This window comes from Minwuia sp. IMCC3060, assembly GCF_029909435.1.
Taxonomy (GTDB): Bacteria; Pseudomonadota; Alphaproteobacteria; order Minwuiales; family Minwuiaceae; genus Minwuia.
Map to the genome: position 1 here is coordinate 2,218,531 of NZ_CP123782.1, position 14,979 is coordinate 2,233,509.

Sequence of the window (14,979 nt, forward strand, 5' to 3'; positions counted from 1 at the left end):
TCGCATGAGCCCGCAGAGCCTGCTTGACCGCATCGGTGACTGGTCCGCCGCCCTGCGCTACGGCCTGCTGACAGTGATCGCGCTGGCGTTCTTCCTGCCCGGCCTGTTCAGCCTGCCGCCCATCGACCGCGACGAGAGCCGCTTCGCCCAGGCATCGAAGCAGATGGTGGAGACCGGCGACTACATCGACATCCGCTTCCAGGGGGAGCCGCGCCACAAGAAGCCCGCCGGAATCTACTGGGTACAGACGCTGGCCGTCCATCTGACGGGCATCCGCGACGAGATCTGGGTCTACCGGATGCCGAGCCTGCTCGCTGCCGTCGCATCGGTCCTGCTGACCGCCTTCATCGGGGGGCTGCTGTTCACGGGCGGTGTGGGCTTCGGCGCGGGACTGGTCATGGCCAGTTCCATCCTGCTGAACGTGGAGGCACGCACGGGCAAGTCCGATGCGCTGCTGCTGGCCTGCATCCTGGGCGCGCTGGCCTGCATACTGGTGGCACTGCGCCGACGTGGAGGCAACGGTCCCGCCCATGGCTTCTGGGCGCTGGCTGGCGCCGGGTTCATGGTGAAGGGACCGATCCTCTTCCTGCCGGTCATCGGCCTCGCCATCGCGCAGACCTGGCTGACACGCGGTGTCGGCTGGATACGCGACCTGAAACCCCTGACCGGTATCCCGCTGTTCCTGATCGTCGCCCTGCCCTGGTACATCGCCATCATCATCATCAGCGACGGCGGTTTCCTGGCCGAGTCGGTGGGCAAGGACATGATTGCCAAGGTCGCGGGCGGGCAGGAGAGCCATGGTGCGCCGCCGGGCCTCTATCTGGCGCTGGCCAATGTCACCTTCTGGCCCTTCTCCTTCCTCGGCCTGCTGGCACTGCCCTGGATCTGGCGCAGCCGCCGCCGGGCGGAGGTGCTGCTGCTGCTCGGCTGGGCGCTGTTCACCTGGATCGTCTTTGCCGCAACGCCCACAAAGCTCGCCCATTACGTCCTGCCCGCCTACCCGGCGCTGGCCATCCTGGCGGTGGCGGCGCTGCATGATGTGGATGCCCGCGCCCCCCGCTGGTGGCAGGTCGTGGTGATGGTGCTCTGGGGCCTTGTCACGCTGGCGCTTGCCGGGGCCATGCCGTTCGTGGCCGACGGCGCAGGTGTGTCGCTGGGCATCTGGCATTTTGCGGGCATTCTGCTGATCCCGGCCCTCTGGCTGGGTCTGTCGTTCCTCCGGGGCACACGGCGCAGTGGCGGGCAGCTTGCGGGCATCCTCGTCGCCGCCATCCTGTTCTCGGGTGTGGTCTTCGGACGGTTCCTGCCGGGGCTGGACCCGGCGTTCGTCTCACCGCGCCTGGCTGATGCTTTCGGCCGCGTTGCCACCTGCCCGCAACCGCATCTGATCAGCGCCGGGTTCAACGAACCCAGTCTGGTGTTCCTGACCGCGACGGATACATACCTGACCCACGCGGAAGGTGCGGCGGCAAGGCTGCTTTATGGCACGCCCTGCCAGATTGCTGCCGTCGAGGCCCGACTGCAGGGTGATTTCCTTGACCGCATCGCGGCTGCCGGTGCAAGAGTTGAGAAACTGGATGAAGTTCAGGGCTTCAACTATGCCAAGGGCAAGACAGTGAGCATTTCCCTCTACCGACTGGCGGGGCCGGCCCAGTGAGTGCGAACCGGCTGGAACAGATGGGCGCGGCGACCCGCGACCGCAGTGCGGGACGCTGGCTGCTGCCCTGGCAGATCGCCGTCTACGAACTGATCCTGACCTTTGCCGTCGTCGGTTCCTACGGCCTGGATGTCTGGATCCGGGGCCAGGTCCTCGCCAGCGACAGCCGCGCCATTCTCGCCCTGCAGGTCCTGGGCGACGTGGGCAACAGCAAGTGGGGCCTGGTGACAGGCGGCTGCGTCGTCTTCGGCGCGCTGGTGCTCCGTTCCGCCAGCATCAGGCCCGCGCGCCGGGCACTGTACGGCTGGGATGCCTCGGCGGCGGGCTACGTCGTGGCCTCGATCGCCATTTCCGGCATTCTGACCAACGTCTTCAAGATCATCTACGGGCGCGCCCGGCCCCGCTACCTGGCCGAGGGCGAGACCGCCGACTGGAGCCTGTTCGCCTTTGACTGGAGCCACCAGTCCTTCCCTTCCGGCCACACCACGACCCTGTTCGCCTTCGCCGTGGCCATGTGCTTCCTGCTGCCCCGGTTCCGGGTCTGGCTGATCGCCTTCGCCGTCATCGGCGGATTGGCGCGGATCGCAGTCAATGCCCACTTCCTGTCCGACGTGATCGCCGGTGCCGCCATGGGCGGTTTCATCGCCTGGTGGCTGAGAGGGTTCCTGGCACGGCGCAACTGGGTGTTTCGCGTGCGCCAGGACGGCACGATCAAGCGATTGCCGATCGGCCGCTGGTGGCTGGCGCGCCCTGCCGGTCCGGCATCCGCCGGCCCGCTGCTGCCCATTGACGGCGGCTCCCGCCTCACCCGCTATCGGCGCTACTGCCTGGCACTGGCTTTCCTTCTGGCACCGCTGGCCCTGTTCACGCCGCTGGACCGGATCGCCGCCCGGATGTTCCACCTGCAGGGCAATGAATTCTGGCTGACCGATTCCATCGCCGGGGACGTGTTTCACGACATCCTGCGCCCCACCTTCTACTGGCTGCTGGTCGCCATCGCGCTGGGCCTGACCGCGAACGGGTTCCGCAAGCGCTGGCGGCGGAAGGCTACCGCGCGGCGGCTGTTCTATGTGCTGGCCGTCTTCGGCATCGGCGTCGGCCTGGTCACCAACCTGCTGCTGAAGGACCAGTGGGACCGCCCGCGCCCGCTGCACACGGTCGAGTTCGGCGGGGAGCAGCAGTACCAGCCCGCGCTGATCCCGACGCACGGCTGCGCCCGCAACTGCTCCTTCGTCTCCGGCGATGCCAGCGCGGCATTCGCCATGATTGCCCTGCCCATCGCCTTCGCCGCAGGACGCCGTCGCCGTCGCCTGATGCAGGCGGCCCTGTGGTTCGGGGTGGCCATCGGGCTGATGCGCATGTTCAACGGCTCCCATTACCTGTTCGATGTGACCTATGCCGGGCTGATCAACGTCTGGATCGCGACCGCGCTCTACCCCGTCATCATGCGCGCCCGCCCGGGCAGCCTGCGCCGCTGGGGACGCGACAGCCGCGCCGCCGTGCATGACTTCGGACGGATGCTGGGGCGGTTCTGGCGGCGTTGCCGCCACGGCTGAAATCTGCCGATCTGCGACAGGATATGATTGCGCATTTGCCATTCCAGTAATAATGTTGCGCGCACTGCTCGGCCCGGAGCATCTTTCTGACCAGTTTCGTTTACAGGGACTTCCATGCAGCGTGTAAAGCTTGACGAGATCGACCGGAAGATCCTCTCGGATCTGCAGGCGGATGGCCGGATGACAAACGTTGAACTGGCCCGTCGTGTCGGCATTTCGGCACCGCCCTGCCTGCGTCGCGTCCGGGCGCTGGAGGATGCGGGATACATCCGAGGCTACCATGCTGACCTGACGCCGGAACACCTGGGATTTGGCGTGACCGTCTTTGCCATGGTCGGGCTGGAGAGCCAGGCCGAGACAGACCTGAAGGCGTTCGAGGAGATGGTGCGAAGCTGGCCGCAGGTGCGGGCCTGCCACATGCTGGCGGGAGAGATCGACTTCCTGCTGAAGGTGGTGGCGAAGGACTGGGACGCCTACCAGCACTTCCTGACCGAGCAGCTCACCGCCGCCGACAATGTGGCCCACGTGAAGACATCACTGGCGATCCGGGAGAGCAAGCATGAACCCGGCGTGCCGGTGGAACTGGCGACACCGCCGGAGTAACCGCTTGGCCGACCGTCATTCCTGACGCTTGGCTGCGTTCCAGTGCCGGTCCATCTCCGCCAGCGTGGCATCGTCCATCGACCGCCCCTCCGCCGTGATCGCAGCCTCGACCGCATGAAACCGCTTCTCGAACTTCGCGGTCGCCTTGCGCAGCGCAGCCTCCGAGTCGTGGCCCAGATGCCGGGCCAGATTGGCGACCGCGAACAGCAGATCACCAAGCTCCTCCTCCTGCCGCGCCGCCGAACCGCTGCTCACCTCGGCCTCAAGTTCCGACAGTTCTTCCCGCACCTTGGCAATGACCGGCGCGGTCTCTGCCCAGTCAAAGCCAACCCGCGCGGCGCGTTTCTGGATCTTCTCCGCCCGCAGCAGAGCCGGCAGGCCAAGTGCCACGCCGTCCAGGGCGGACGCTGCCCTGCCCTGCCGTGCCGCCCGTTCCGCCCGCTCCCGCGCCTTCTGGCTTTCCCAGTTCAGCGTCTGTGCGTCCGCCGTCTCGATGCCCGTCTGCGCGCCGAAGACATGCGGATGGCGAACCTCCATCTTGTCGGCGATGGCCGTTGCCACGTCCTCGAAGGCGAAGTCACCCGCTTCCTCCGCCATGCGGGCATGAAACACGGTCTGGAACAGCAGGTCGCCAAGTTCCCCCTTCAGATCCTCCATGTCACCGCGCGCAATGGCGTCTGCGACCTCGTAGGCTTCCTCGATCGTGTAGGGGGCAATGGTCTCGAAATCCTGCTCCAGATCCCACGGACAGCCCGTCTCCGGCGTCCTGAGAGCGGCCATGATGCGCAGCAGCCGGTCCATGGGCCGCTCCGCCTCCAAATCACTGTCGATCATGCTCTGGCTCTTCCGCAATCGGCGTGGTAGCTAGCCACGGTTTCCGGGCCATCATAGGCTGAGACGACGAATCGCACAGGGACCGTCTGGACGTGCAGTCATGACTGAAGTGCTGGCCGTGATCGGCCTTGGATATGTGGGGCTGCCGCTGGCTGTCGCCCTGGCGAAGAAGTTCCGGGTTGTCGGCTACGACATCAAGGCGGATCGTGTCGCGGAGCTGGCGGGCGGCATCGACCGCACCGGCGAGGTCGACAAGGTCACGCTGGATGCCTGCGACGTCACCTTCACCTCCGACCCGGCGATGCTGGCGGAGCCGTCGGTCTATTTCCTGACCGTGCCGACCCCGATCAACGCCAACCGCCAGCCGGACCTGAGCCTGCTGCAGAAGGCCTGTGAACTGATCGGTCCGCATCTGGTGGACGGCGATCTGGTGACCATCGAATCCACCGTCTATCCCGGCGTCACGGACGAATTCTGCGGCCCGATCCTGCAGCGCGTCTCGGGCCTGCGCCAGTACGACCAGATCAAGCTCGCCTACTCCCCGGAACGGATCAATCCCGGCGACCGCGAGCACACGATAGAGCGCATCATCAAGGTCGTTGCCGGGCAGGACGCCGAAACCACCGAGCGCATCGCGGGCATCTACGGTGCGGTGGTGCAGGCCGGTATCCATCGCGCGCCCTCGATCCAGGTGGCGGAGGCGGCGAAGGTCATCGAGAACACGCAGCGCGACCTGAACATCGCCCTGATGAACGAACTGGCGATCATCTTCGAACGGCTGAACCTGCGTACCTCCGACGTGCTGGCCGCGGCGGGCACCAAGTGGAACTTCCTGCCCTTCAAGCCCGGTCTGGTGGGCGGCCACTGCATCGGTGTCGATCCCTACTACCTGACGGCGCGGGCCGATGACGTGGGCTACCATCCGGAGGTCATTCTCTCCGGTCGCCGCATCAACGACCAGATGGGCACCTACATCGCCCAGCGCGCCATGAAGATGATGGCACGGCGGCGCAGGCTGGATGTCTCCGCCAGCTTCGCGGTGCTGGGCGTGACCTTCAAGGAAGACGTCACCGACCTGCGCAACAGCCGGGTGCCGGACATCGTGCACGAACTGCTGGAATTCGGCGTCTCCGTGAAGCTGCACGATCCCATCGCCGACCCGCAGGAAACCTTCACCGAATATGGCTACAGGCTGGTTGACGAGGCGGAGATGGAAGGTGCCGACGCCATCATCCTGGCCGTCGCGCACAAGCAGTATCTGGAGCGCGGCGCCAAGTGGATCAACGACTTCGCCGGTCCCTCCGCAATCGTTGTCGACATCAAGTCCGTGCTCGATCCCACCGAACTGCGCCCCGACATCGCCTACTGGAGCCTTTGAGTCCTCCCTTCATGTCGGGCCATTCCCGTGTCGGGCGATCTTTCCCTTCCCCCCTTGCGGGGGAAGTGGCCGCGTAGCGGTCGATGGGGGGAGCCACAGGCTGCCGCAAAGGCAGCAGACGCCGCATCGGCTTCGCCGATCCACCCCCATCCCGACCTTCCCCCGTCGAGGGGGAAGGGGCGAACATGGCCATGTTCAGCAGCAATTTCGGAACTCTCTGCCGCACCGACGAAATCGGATCACGGTGTGTCGGTGTCTGTCCCTTCACCCTCCTCCCCCCGCGCGGCGGCGATCTGTTCCCGTGCCTGGGCGTCGAACAGGCCGGGTTCGCGGGGTTCGGCGCTGAGCAGGCCGGTGGCCTTCAGTTCGTCGATGCCTGGCAGGTCACCAAGGCTCTCCAGCCCGAAGTGGATCAGGAACTCGTCCGTGGTGCCCCAGGTTACCGGGCGGCCCGGCGTCTGGCGGCGGCCGCGCGGGCGGATCCAGCCGGTTTCCATCAGCACGTCCATCGTCCCCTTGGAGACCGCGACGCCGCGCAGTTCCTCCACCTCCGCCCGGGTCGTGGGCTGGTGATAGGCGATGATGGCCAGGGTCTCGACGGCGGCGCGGGACAGCCTGCGCTCCGACACCCGCTCCTCCTCCAGCGCGTCGGCGAGATCGGGGGCCGTGCGGAACATCCAGCGCCCCGCCACCTGAACCGGCGCCACCCCTCGTCCCTGATAGTCGGCGACCAGTTGCGCCATGACATCCGCCGGGTCGACATCATCGGGCAGACGCTGTTTCAGACGCTCCAGCGACAGCGGTTCACTGGCGGCGAACAGCAGCGCCTCGGCAATGCGGACGTGGTTACGGTCAACACTCATCAGTCGGTCTCATCGCGACGGTTGCGGACATAGATCGGGCCGAAGGTGCGCCCCTGCCGGATCTCCACCTCCCCCTGCTTCGCCATTTCCAGCGCCGCGAGCAGGGTCGAGGCGGTGGCGGAGCGTCGGGTGAACGGGTCGGTGACATTGTTCGGCAGATAGGCCTGCAGGCTGGACCACTCCGGCATCGCCCCCAGCAGCCTCCGCAGCCGCTCCAGCGCCTGTTCCACCGAATAGACATTCGTGCGCCGGACCTTCAGCGGCTCGCTGTCGCCCTGGGACTCCCGATGCGCCGCATAGGCCCGCAGCAGGTCGTAGAGATCACAGTCCCAGGCGGAGCGGCGCAGGATACGCACCCCCTCCGGCGCGCCACGGCGGAAGAACTCCTGCCCCTCCCGCGCCCGGCCGAAAAGCTGCTCCCCCGCCTTGCGCATCGCCTGCAACCGCCGCAACTGCCAGCCGAGACGCGCCGCCATCTCCGCGCCGCTGAGTTCCTCGTCCGGTTCGGGATCGGGCAGCAGCAGACGGGATTTCAGATAGGCCAGCCAGGCCGCCATCACCAGATAGTCCGCCGCGATCTCGATCCGCAAACGATGGGCCGACTCGATGAAGGCGACGAACTGATCCGCCAGCCGCAGGATCGAGATCTGCGCCAGATCGACCTTCTGGTCCCGCGCCAGGTCCAGCAGCAGGTCCAGCGGCCCCTCGTAGGCGCCAAGATCGACAACCAGCCGCGCGCCCTGTTCCGCGTCAGGCTGGTCTTCCTCGAATTCCTTGCTGGGGACCGGGGTGTCGTTCATGGCCAAATCCTAGCAGACGAAGCCAGCCAGTCCGATTCCCTATCTGCGCCTCAGCCCACCAGGTCCTGCAACTCGGCCAGACCGGCGACAGGGTCGAAGTCCTCCGGCCGCCGCAACTCCGCCATTGCCAGCGACAGGCGTGCACGTGCCTGATTGCCGATCGGCGGCAGGGCATCGGCGACCGCCTGCATGGTCCCGAAGTCGCCGGAGCATTGCAGCACCGCATCACACCCGGCCTCCAGCGCTCCCAGCGCCCGCGCCACCGGGGTGCCGTCCAGCGCCTTCATGTCGATGTCGTCCGACATCAGGAAGCCGTCGAAGTTGCAGTACATGCGCATGACCTCCCCGATCACGGTCGGGGACAGGGTCGATGGCCGGTCCGGGTCGATGGCCGGATACATCAGGTGACCTGTCATCCCGAACGGTGACTGTCTGGCAAGACGGCGGAACGGCCGGAAATCGGTATGTTTCAGGGTGTCCACGTCGCAGTCGATCACCGGCAGGTCGAAATGGCTGTCACTGGTGGCACGCCCGTGTCCGGGCATGTGCTTGATCACCGGCAGGGCGCCACCGGCCTTCAGACCTGCAATGACCTGCCCGCCCAGCCCTGCAACACGTTCGGCGTCTGCGGCGAATGCCCTGTCGCCAATGGCCTGATGTGTCTCGGGCCACAGCAGGTCGAGGCATGGCGCACAGGCGACATTGAAACCGGCACCGGTCACATCATGGGCAATCAGGCGGCCCAGCAGCCAGGCCGCGCGCCGGGCAGGTGCATCGGCCAGTGCACCGATCCGCGCCTGGGCGGGAAGCGCCATCCAGTGCGGTGGCTGCAGGCGCTGCACACGCCCGCCCTCCTGATCCACCAGGATGGGCGTGTCATCACGGCCTGTGAGGCTCCGCAGGCTGTCGGTCAGGGCGCGCACCTGTCCGGGGTCGGAGATACTGCGCCGGAACAGGATGAAGCCCACGGGATCAGCGTCCCGGAACAACTGCCGCTCCGCATCCGTGATCTCTGGCCCGGCCAGTCCGAATATCACCGGCAGCATGTCACCTCTCCCTCATTGAAGATCAATGCGCCCGAACCGCAGCGGGTTTCAGCGCCGGGCGGAAATGCACCCCTGCCCCTTCGCCGCCAGCGTCTGGCAGAATGCGTCAGCCTTCTGCTTGCTGGCGAAGTCGCCGGTCCGCAGACGGAAATAGATGCCGCGATCCCCCAGGTCCGCCCGGATGACCGTCGGTTTCAGGCCCGAGAGCGCATCCGGGAACTTCTTCTGCAGGCCCTTCCAGGCCTCGTTGGCGGAGGCCTCGTCGCGGAAGGCGGCAAGCTGGACCTGCCATTCCCCGGCGGGCGCAGCCGCCTCGGCCTTCGGCGCCGGTTGCGCAGCGGGCTTCGGCTCTGTCCTGGCCACCAGATCAGCGATGGTCTTCGCCGGTTCCTGTTCCGGGCGCGCGACGGGAACCGCTGCGGGGGCAGCGGATTCCGTCTCCGCTGGCGGTGACACGGGTTCGGGACGCTCCGCCACATCGATTACCTGCTGGCCCTCAGCCTCCGGCCGCGCGGGGGGAACCGTCTCAGGCAGCGGTATCTCCGGTGGCGGCAGCAGCCGCTCCACCATCTGCGTGCGGTCCTGTTCGCCCGTGTTGAAGGTCTCGAAGACCGACTTGTCGCGGTCCGGCACCTCCACCCCGCCCGGATCGGCAGGCCGCTCCCTGTCCGGTCCATCAGGCGCACGCACCACGGGAATGCCGGAGCCGGTGCTGACACGACCGTCGGTCTGGTCTTCCTGAAACACGAACCACATGACGACGACAAAGGCAGCCAGCGCCATCAGAACCACGAACCCCGCGATCAGGCGCCAGCGCCCCGGATTTGGTGTTTCAAGTGTCTGGCCACCGCCCGCCATCAGCGCATTTCCTCGACCGGTGTCACGCCGAGCACCTGCAGGCCGGAGCGGATGATCGTGCGCACACCGTCAACCAGCGCCAGCCGCGCCATGGTGAGTTCCGGGTTCTCGGGATGGATGAAACGCAGGTCCTCCGCATCCCGTCCCCGGGTCCAGAAACCGTGGAAGGCGGAAGCCATGTCGTAGAGGTAGAAGGCAAGCCGATGCGGTTCCGACGCCTCCGCCGCCTGTTCGATCAGGCGCGGCCAGGCGGTCATCAGCCGGATCAGCGCGATTTCCTCCGGATGCTTCAGCAGGCTGAGATCTGCCGCCCGCACCGCCTCCGACGAGGTGTCCAGGCCCGGCACATCCTTCTCCGCATTGCGGAAGATGGAACAGCAACGGGCGTGGGCGTACTGGACGTAGAAAACGGGATTGTCGCGCGACTGCTCGGTGACCTTGGCGAAATCGAAGTCGATCGGTGCCTCGTTCTTGCGGGTCAGCAGCATGAAACGCACGACATCCCGCCCGACACGGTCCACCACGTCCCGCAGGGTGACGAAGGTGCCGGCGCGTTTCGACATCTTCACCGGCTGTCCGTCGTCCAGCAGCTGCACCATCTGGCAGAGCTTGATGGTCAACCCGCCGGTCTCTGCGCCGGTGATGGCCCGGGTCGCGGAAACCATGCGTTTCACATAGCCACCGTGATCGGCCCCCAGCACATCGATCATCTGCGGGAAGCCGCGCTTGAACTTGTCGAAATGATAGGCGATGTCGGCGGCGAAATAGGTCCAGGACCCATCCGACTTCTTCAGCGGCCGGTCCACATCGTCGCCCCATTCGGTGGCCCGGAACAGCAGTTGCGGGCGGGGTTCCCAATCTTCCGGCAGCTTGCCCTTCGGCGGTTCCAGCACGCCGGTATAGACCATGCCGCGTGCCTCCAGATCGCTCACCGCCTCCTCGACCCGGCCGTCGGCGTGCAGCTTCCGTTCCGACGTGAAGACCTCGTGATCCACCCCCAGCGCATGCAGGTCGGCACGGATCAGCGCCATCATCTGTTCGGTCGCGAACTCGCGGAACGGCAGCAGCCACTCCTGTTCCTCCGCATCCAGCCAGCGATCCTGATCCCGCTCCGCCAGTGCCCGGGCCGGTTCGATCAGGTACTCGCCCGGATAGAGGCCTTCCGCCATCGGGCCAGGGTCCTGCCCCAGCGCCACCCGGTAGCGATAGTGCAGCGACCGGGCGAGCACATCGACCTGCGCCCCGGCATCGTTGATGTAATATTCCCGCGTCACGTCCCAGCCCGCCTTTTCCAGCAGGCTGGCCAGCGCATCACCGAACACCGCCCCCCGGGCGTGCCCGACATGCATCGGGCCGGTCGGATTGGCGCTGACATATTCAACGTTGACCCGGTCGCCCCTGCCCATGTCGGAGTCACCGTAGGCCGGGCCGCGCCGCAGGATCTCCGTCAGCCGTGCCTGCCAGAATGCATCGCCCAGCCGGATGTTGATGAAGCCCGGACCCGCAACCTCCACCGACGCGACGCCGTCCATCTGCTGGATGGCCGGCACCAGCATTTCCGCGATGTCACGCGGTTTCCGGCGCAACGGCTTGGCCAGCACCATGGCGGCATTGGTGGCCAGGTCACCATGTGACGGGTCGCGGGGCGGCTCCACGGTGATCGGCCCGACATTGATGTCGGACGGCGCACCGTCGAGGGAGGCCGCAGCCTCCCGGACCAGATCATTGAAATGACGGAACAGGTTCATTGTGATTCGCTTGAATTGAGGAGACCAGATCGTATCGGACTTCGCATTGCCTTCCAATCGACCGCCCCTTGATGTGCCGGACCGATTGACAAATGTCCTGCGCGGTCTAAATCCCCGGATTGAGCGACGCAAGTGCGTGCGACCGCAAACATCTGTATGATTGACTGATCATGACCGAAGCAAGTGCAACTGAAACAACCGAATTCCGCGTCACCGATGCCGCTTTCCAGCGCGTCGCCGAACTGATTGCCGATGACGGGCGCGACGGGCTGAAGCTGCGTGTCCAGGTGCTCGGCGGCGGCTGCTCCGGCTTCCAGTATGACTTCGGCTTCGACCCGGAGGTCGGTGAGGAAGACCTCAGGATCGAGAAGGACGGCGTCACGGTGCTGGTCGATCCGGTCAGCCTGGAATATCTGAAGGGGTCGGAGTTCGACTATGTCGAGGAACTGATTGGCGCGTCCTTTCAGGTCCGGAACCCGAACGCGACGGCCTCCTGTGGCTGCGGCACATCCTTCTCGGTGATGTAACCGTGCCCGCAGCGTGCTAGACGGAATTCCGACCGAGCCGGAGTAACCGTCATGCGCATTGCCACCTTCAACGTCAATTCCATCAACGCGCGGCTGCCGCGCGTGACAGAATGGCTGGCCTCGGCGCAGCCCGACATTGTCTGCCTGCAGGAACTGAAGTGCGTTGACGAGAAGTTCCCCGCGGAGCCTATCGAGGATCTGGGCTACAACATCGCCGTCCACGGTCAGAAGACCTACAATGGCGTCGCGATCCTGTCGAAGCGCCCGATCGAGGACGTGATGGTCGGCCTGCCGGGCGATGACGAGGACGAGCAGGCACGCTATCTGGAGGCCACGATCGACGGCGTGCGCGTCGGCGGCCTGTACCTGCCCAACGGCAACCCCGCACCCGGCCCGAAATTCGACTACAAGCTCGGCTGGATGGATCGCCTGATCGACCGTGCGAAGCAGATGCTGGCCGACGACGAGACCTTCGTTCTCGCCGGTGACTACAACGTCTGCCCGACCGACGACGACGTCTACAATCCACAAGGGTGGCAGGACGATGCGCTGTGCCGGCCGGAATCGCGCAACCGCTACAGGCAGTTGCTCAACCTCGGCCTGACGGACGGGATACGCGCCTTTCACCCGCAGCCGCACTTCTACACCTACTGGGACTATACCGGCGGCGCATGGCAGAAGGACAATGGTCTCAGGATCGATCACCTGCTGCTGTCGCCGACAGCCGCGGACCGGTTGCTCGCCAGCGGTGTGGACAAGGCACCACGCGGCGGGGAACGCCCGTCCGATCACACGCCGGCCTGGGTGGAGCTGGAGGAAATCTGATGGTGGACACTCCACTGACGGGCGGTTGTCTCTGCGGTGCCGTGCGCTATTCGGTCAGCACGCCGGAACCCTATGCCAGCGTCTGTCATTGCCGCATCTGCCAGCAGTGGATTGGTGCGCCCTATTTCGCCAATTTCTCCGTTCCGGCTGCGCAGGTGACCTGGCAGGGGAAACCCGTCGAATGGCGATCATCCGACATCGCGGTACGGGCCCACTGCGGCAGTTGCGGCACGCCGCTCTACTGGAAGGGTGACAGGGAACCGGAGACCTATGACATCGGGCTCCTGACCCTTGATGATCCGGCCCGGCTGCGCCCGAAGGAACAGATCTGGGCGACGTCCGCCGCGGCGTGGCCCGGCCTGCTGCCCGATCTGCCGGCATGGCCCGGGGAGGAACGATCGGGGGAGCCTTTCCGGCGTGAAACCGACTGACTTCATCCTGCCGCTGGCGGGCATCATTCTCGTGGTGACGCTGGTCTGGCTGGCCGGGGGGCGACGCAATATCCGCCTCGACCGCACGACGGTTGACCAGGCGTTGCGCGCCGAAGGCTACGCACCGGTGACGATCACCGTTGCCGACGACGGCCGGGCCGCCATGGCATGGCTGGAGGACCGCAGTGCCCTGGCGGTCGTGCGTGCGATGGGCGATCACGCGGCGATCACCGTGCCGGGGCCGGACGACATCCGTGGCATCGCCATCGACGGGGACCCGCCACGCCTGCAGGTGCGCTTCAGGTCCTATGGCCAGCCGCCCTTCGCCATCACGCTGACCGACCCGGAGACGCTGGATCGCTGGCGCAAGGTGCTGATGCTCTATGGCGAGATGGCCGCACGGAAGGAATCCACGTCATGAAACTGCCCGATCCGGTCGCGCTGGCGATTCCCGCCTTCATTGTCCTGATGATTGCCGAACTGGCGCTTGGCTATTTCAGGCTGCGTTCCGTGCGCTACGAATTGAAGGACACTGCGGCCAGCCTGATCATGGGGGTGGGCAACCTGGCGACCGGCATCCCTTTCGTGGTGCTGATCTACGGGATGATCCGCGCGCTCTACGAGATCCGCCTGTTCGACATCGGTTTCCAGTGGTGGGCCTTCGTCGCGATCCTGTTCGCGCAGGACTTCTGCTACTACTGGTTCCATCGCCTGAGCCATGAGCATCGCTTCTGGTGGGCGGCGCACATCAACCACCACTCGTCGCAGCACTACAATCTCTCGACAGCACTGCGGCAGACCTGGACAGGCAATATCGCCGGGACCTTCATCGTCTATGCGCCGCTGCCCCTGCTCGGCTTTCCGCCGGCACTGATCGCCTTCTCGATGGGCATCAGCCTCGTCTACCAGTTCTGGATCCATACGGAAGCCATCGGACGCCTGCCCGCGCCCATCGAATGGATCTTCAACACGCCGTCACACCATCGGGTGCATCACGCCACGAACCCGCGCTATCTCGACCGGAACTACGCCGGAATCCTGATCATCTGGGACCGGATGTTCGGCACTTTCGTGCCCGAGGACGATAAGGAGCCGTGCCGTTACGGCATCGTGCGCCAGATCGCGACCTTCAATCCGATCCGCATCGCCTTTCACGAATGGGTGGACATGTTTCGCGATGCCCGGGCCGCGGGCAACTGGCGCGATGCACTGGGGTACCTCTGGCACGCCCCGGGCTGGCGCCCGGACGGCAATGGCCGGACTTCCGCCGTCATTCGTGACGAATGGCACGCCATGGCAACCAGAACGCCCGGCGCGGGTACGTGAAGCTTGTTGTCTTGCCACGGCGGACACCGCAGAATTGACGCGTCGGGGACAACCAGCCCGCGCGAACGCGCATGGCAGTCGGGTTGGCAAACAGCGTCACGAGTTCGGGGGAACCAGAATGACCATTCACCAGCAGATTGGCGGCGATGCCGCCGTGAACGCGGCCGTGAACCTTTTCTATGCCAAGGTCCTGGCTGATCCGCTGCTTGTGCCGATGTTCGAGGGTGTGGACATGAGCGCCCAGAACGGCAAGCAGCGGGCGTTCTTCACGGCCCTGTTCAAGAACGAGGCCGCTGGCGTGGACGCCTACATGCGCCGCGCCCATGCGCACCTGGTCGCCGAGAAGGGGATGAGTGATCCGCATTTCGACGCCGTGGCGGGACACCTGAACGATACGCTGGTCGAACTTGGCGTGCCGGACGAACTGGTCGGCCAGATCATGGGCGCCGCAGCGGGCCTGAAGGACGCCGTGCTGAACCGCTGACCGGTTTCCAGCCTCCGGCGTCAGAGACACGCAGGCACACCGC

16 protein-coding genes are annotated in these 14,979 nt (G+C 65.9%); 10 read left to right on the forward strand and 6 right to left on the reverse strand.

Annotation, left to right across the window (positions count from 1 at the left end):
• Nucleotides 1-4 precede the first annotated feature (4 nt).
• The 3 genes from QGV54_RS10405 to QGV54_RS10415 all read left to right on the forward strand — a co-directional run bounded on the left by QGV54_RS10405 (nucleotide 5) and on the right by QGV54_RS10415 (nucleotide 3,816).
• Nucleotides 5-1,657 carry a glycosyltransferase family 39 protein gene (locus tag QGV54_RS10405; protein ID WP_281016899.1) on the forward strand — a complete coding sequence of 551 codons (1,653 nt, stop codon included), beginning with the start codon at nucleotides 5-7 and terminating at the stop codon, nucleotides 1,655-1,657.
• Entirely contained in the window at nucleotides 1,654-3,213 is a 1,560-nt protein-coding gene (locus QGV54_RS10410; RefSeq protein WP_281016898.1) for a phosphatase PAP2 family protein, read from the forward strand. The genes QGV54_RS10405 and QGV54_RS10410 overlap by 4 nt, the downstream gene beginning before the upstream one ends.
• Before the next feature lie 114 nt (nucleotides 3,214-3,327).
• On the forward strand, nucleotides 3,328-3,816 hold the full coding sequence (locus QGV54_RS10415) for an Lrp/AsnC family transcriptional regulator (RefSeq protein ID WP_281016897.1): 489 nt from the start codon (nucleotides 3,328-3,330) through the stop codon (nucleotides 3,814-3,816).
• A gap of 15 nt (nucleotides 3,817-3,831) precedes the next feature.
• Here the strand turns inward: QGV54_RS10415 and mazG are convergent, their stop codons facing one another.
• Nucleotides 3,832-4,650, reverse strand: coding sequence for a nucleoside triphosphate pyrophosphohydrolase (gene mazG, locus QGV54_RS10420; protein ID WP_281016896.1), 819 nt, complete (start codon nucleotides 4,648-4,650; stop codon nucleotides 3,832-3,834).
• A gap of 100 nt (nucleotides 4,651-4,750) precedes the next feature.
• Between mazG and QGV54_RS10425 the strand changes: the two genes are divergently transcribed.
• Entirely contained in the window at nucleotides 4,751-6,028 is a 1,278-nt protein-coding gene (locus QGV54_RS10425) for a nucleotide sugar dehydrogenase (protein ID WP_281016895.1), read from the forward strand.
• A gap of 239 nt (nucleotides 6,029-6,267) precedes the next feature.
• Here the strand turns inward: QGV54_RS10425 and scpB are convergent, their stop codons facing one another.
• Genes scpB through argS form a run of 5 tightly spaced genes read right to left on the reverse strand, consistent with a single transcriptional unit; the run spans nucleotide 6,268 to nucleotide 11,343 of the window.
• The gene (scpB, locus tag QGV54_RS10430) at nucleotides 6,268-6,891 is read right to left on the reverse strand and encodes an SMC-Scp complex subunit ScpB (RefSeq protein WP_281016894.1); all 624 of its coding nucleotides are present in this window, start codon (nucleotides 6,889-6,891) and stop codon (nucleotides 6,268-6,270) included.
• Nucleotides 6,891-7,691, reverse strand: a complete 801-nt coding sequence (locus QGV54_RS10435) for a ScpA family protein (RefSeq protein ID WP_281016893.1) — start codon at nucleotides 7,689-7,691, stop codon at nucleotides 6,891-6,893. The genes scpB and QGV54_RS10435 overlap by 1 nt, the downstream gene beginning before the upstream one ends.
• A 50-nt stretch (nucleotides 7,692-7,741) precedes the next feature.
• Nucleotides 7,742-8,737: a beta-N-acetylhexosaminidase gene (nagZ, locus tag QGV54_RS10440; protein WP_281016892.1), complete on the reverse strand. Its 996-nt coding sequence runs from the start codon at nucleotides 8,735-8,737 to the stop codon at nucleotides 7,742-7,744.
• Between the two features lie 48 nt (nucleotides 8,738-8,785).
• Nucleotides 8,786-9,595, reverse strand: a complete 810-nt coding sequence (locus tag QGV54_RS10445) for an SPOR domain-containing protein (RefSeq protein ID WP_281016891.1) — start codon at nucleotides 9,593-9,595, stop codon at nucleotides 8,786-8,788.
• A complete protein-coding gene (gene argS / locus QGV54_RS10450) occupies nucleotides 9,595-11,343 on the reverse strand; it encodes an arginine--tRNA ligase (protein ID WP_281016890.1) in 1,749 nt (582 codons plus the stop codon). Before argS ends, QGV54_RS10445 begins: the two co-directional genes overlap by 1 nt.
• Before the next feature lie 170 nt (nucleotides 11,344-11,513).
• Between argS and erpA the strand changes: the two genes are divergently transcribed.
• From erpA to QGV54_RS10480, 6 genes are all read left to right on the forward strand, one after another.
• On the forward strand, nucleotides 11,514-11,870 hold the full coding sequence (erpA, locus tag QGV54_RS10455; protein ID WP_281016889.1) for an iron-sulfur cluster insertion protein ErpA: 357 nt from the start codon (nucleotides 11,514-11,516) through the stop codon (nucleotides 11,868-11,870).
• 51 nt (nucleotides 11,871-11,921) lie between these two features.
• Nucleotides 11,922-12,695: an exodeoxyribonuclease III gene (locus QGV54_RS10460; RefSeq protein WP_281016888.1), complete on the forward strand. Its 774-nt coding sequence runs from the start codon at nucleotides 11,922-11,924 to the stop codon at nucleotides 12,693-12,695.
• Nucleotides 12,695-13,126: a GFA family protein gene (locus QGV54_RS10465; protein WP_281016887.1), complete on the forward strand. Its 432-nt coding sequence runs from the start codon at nucleotides 12,695-12,697 to the stop codon at nucleotides 13,124-13,126. The genes QGV54_RS10460 and QGV54_RS10465 overlap by 1 nt, the downstream gene beginning before the upstream one ends.
• Nucleotides 13,113-13,547: a hypothetical protein gene (locus QGV54_RS10470; RefSeq protein ID WP_281016886.1), complete on the forward strand. Its 435-nt coding sequence runs from the start codon at nucleotides 13,113-13,115 to the stop codon at nucleotides 13,545-13,547. The genes QGV54_RS10465 and QGV54_RS10470 overlap by 14 nt, the downstream gene beginning before the upstream one ends.
• Nucleotides 13,544-14,452 (forward strand): sterol desaturase family protein, encoded by a 909-nt coding sequence (locus QGV54_RS10475; RefSeq protein WP_281016885.1) that lies wholly within the window; start codon nucleotides 13,544-13,546, stop codon nucleotides 14,450-14,452. The genes QGV54_RS10470 and QGV54_RS10475 overlap by 4 nt, the downstream gene beginning before the upstream one ends.
• Nucleotides 14,453-14,570: 118 nt before the next feature.
• Nucleotides 14,571-14,936 (forward strand): group 1 truncated hemoglobin, encoded by a 366-nt coding sequence (locus QGV54_RS10480; protein ID WP_281016884.1) that lies wholly within the window; start codon nucleotides 14,571-14,573, stop codon nucleotides 14,934-14,936.
• Nucleotides 14,937-14,979: the final 43 nt, after the last annotated feature.

What these genes read in the sequence shown, in the direction of transcription:
- QGV54_RS10405 (WP_281016899.1), top strand. Translation starts at nt 5, where the DNA reads ATGAGCCCGCAGAGCCTGCTTGACCGCATCGGTGACTGGTCCGCCGCC.
- QGV54_RS10415 (WP_281016897.1), top strand. Translation starts at nt 3,328, where the DNA reads ATGCAGCGTGTAAAGCTTGACGAGATCGACCGGAAGATCCTCTCGGAT.
- mazG (WP_281016896.1), bottom strand. Translation starts at nt 4,650, where the DNA reads ATGATCGACAGTGATTTGGAGGCGGAGCGGCCCATGGACCGGCTGCTG.
- QGV54_RS10425 (WP_281016895.1), top strand. Translation starts at nt 4,751, where the DNA reads ATGACTGAAGTGCTGGCCGTGATCGGCCTTGGATATGTGGGGCTGCCG.
- scpB (WP_281016894.1), bottom strand. Translation starts at nt 6,891, where the DNA reads ATGAGTGTTGACCGTAACCACGTCCGCATTGCCGAGGCGCTGCTGTTC.
- QGV54_RS10435 (WP_281016893.1), bottom strand. Translation starts at nt 7,691, where the DNA reads ATGAACGACACCCCGGTCCCCAGCAAGGAATTCGAGGAAGACCAGCCT.
- nagZ (WP_281016892.1), bottom strand. Translation starts at nt 8,737, where the DNA reads ATGCTGCCGGTGATATTCGGACTGGCCGGGCCAGAGATCACGGATGCG.
- QGV54_RS10445 (WP_281016891.1), bottom strand. Translation starts at nt 9,595, where the DNA reads ATGGCGGGCGGTGGCCAGACACTTGAAACACCAAATCCGGGGCGCTGG.
- argS (WP_281016890.1), bottom strand. Translation starts at nt 11,343, where the DNA reads ATGAACCTGTTCCGTCATTTCAATGATCTGGTCCGGGAGGCTGCGGCC.
- erpA (WP_281016889.1), top strand. Translation starts at nt 11,514, where the DNA reads ATGACCGAAGCAAGTGCAACTGAAACAACCGAATTCCGCGTCACCGAT.
- QGV54_RS10460 (WP_281016888.1), top strand. Translation starts at nt 11,922, where the DNA reads ATGCGCATTGCCACCTTCAACGTCAATTCCATCAACGCGCGGCTGCCG.
- QGV54_RS10465 (WP_281016887.1), top strand. Translation starts at nt 12,695, where the DNA reads ATGGTGGACACTCCACTGACGGGCGGTTGTCTCTGCGGTGCCGTGCGC.
- QGV54_RS10475 (WP_281016885.1), top strand. Translation starts at nt 13,544, where the DNA reads ATGAAACTGCCCGATCCGGTCGCGCTGGCGATTCCCGCCTTCATTGTC.
- QGV54_RS10480 (WP_281016884.1), top strand. Translation starts at nt 14,571, where the DNA reads ATGACCATTCACCAGCAGATTGGCGGCGATGCCGCCGTGAACGCGGCC.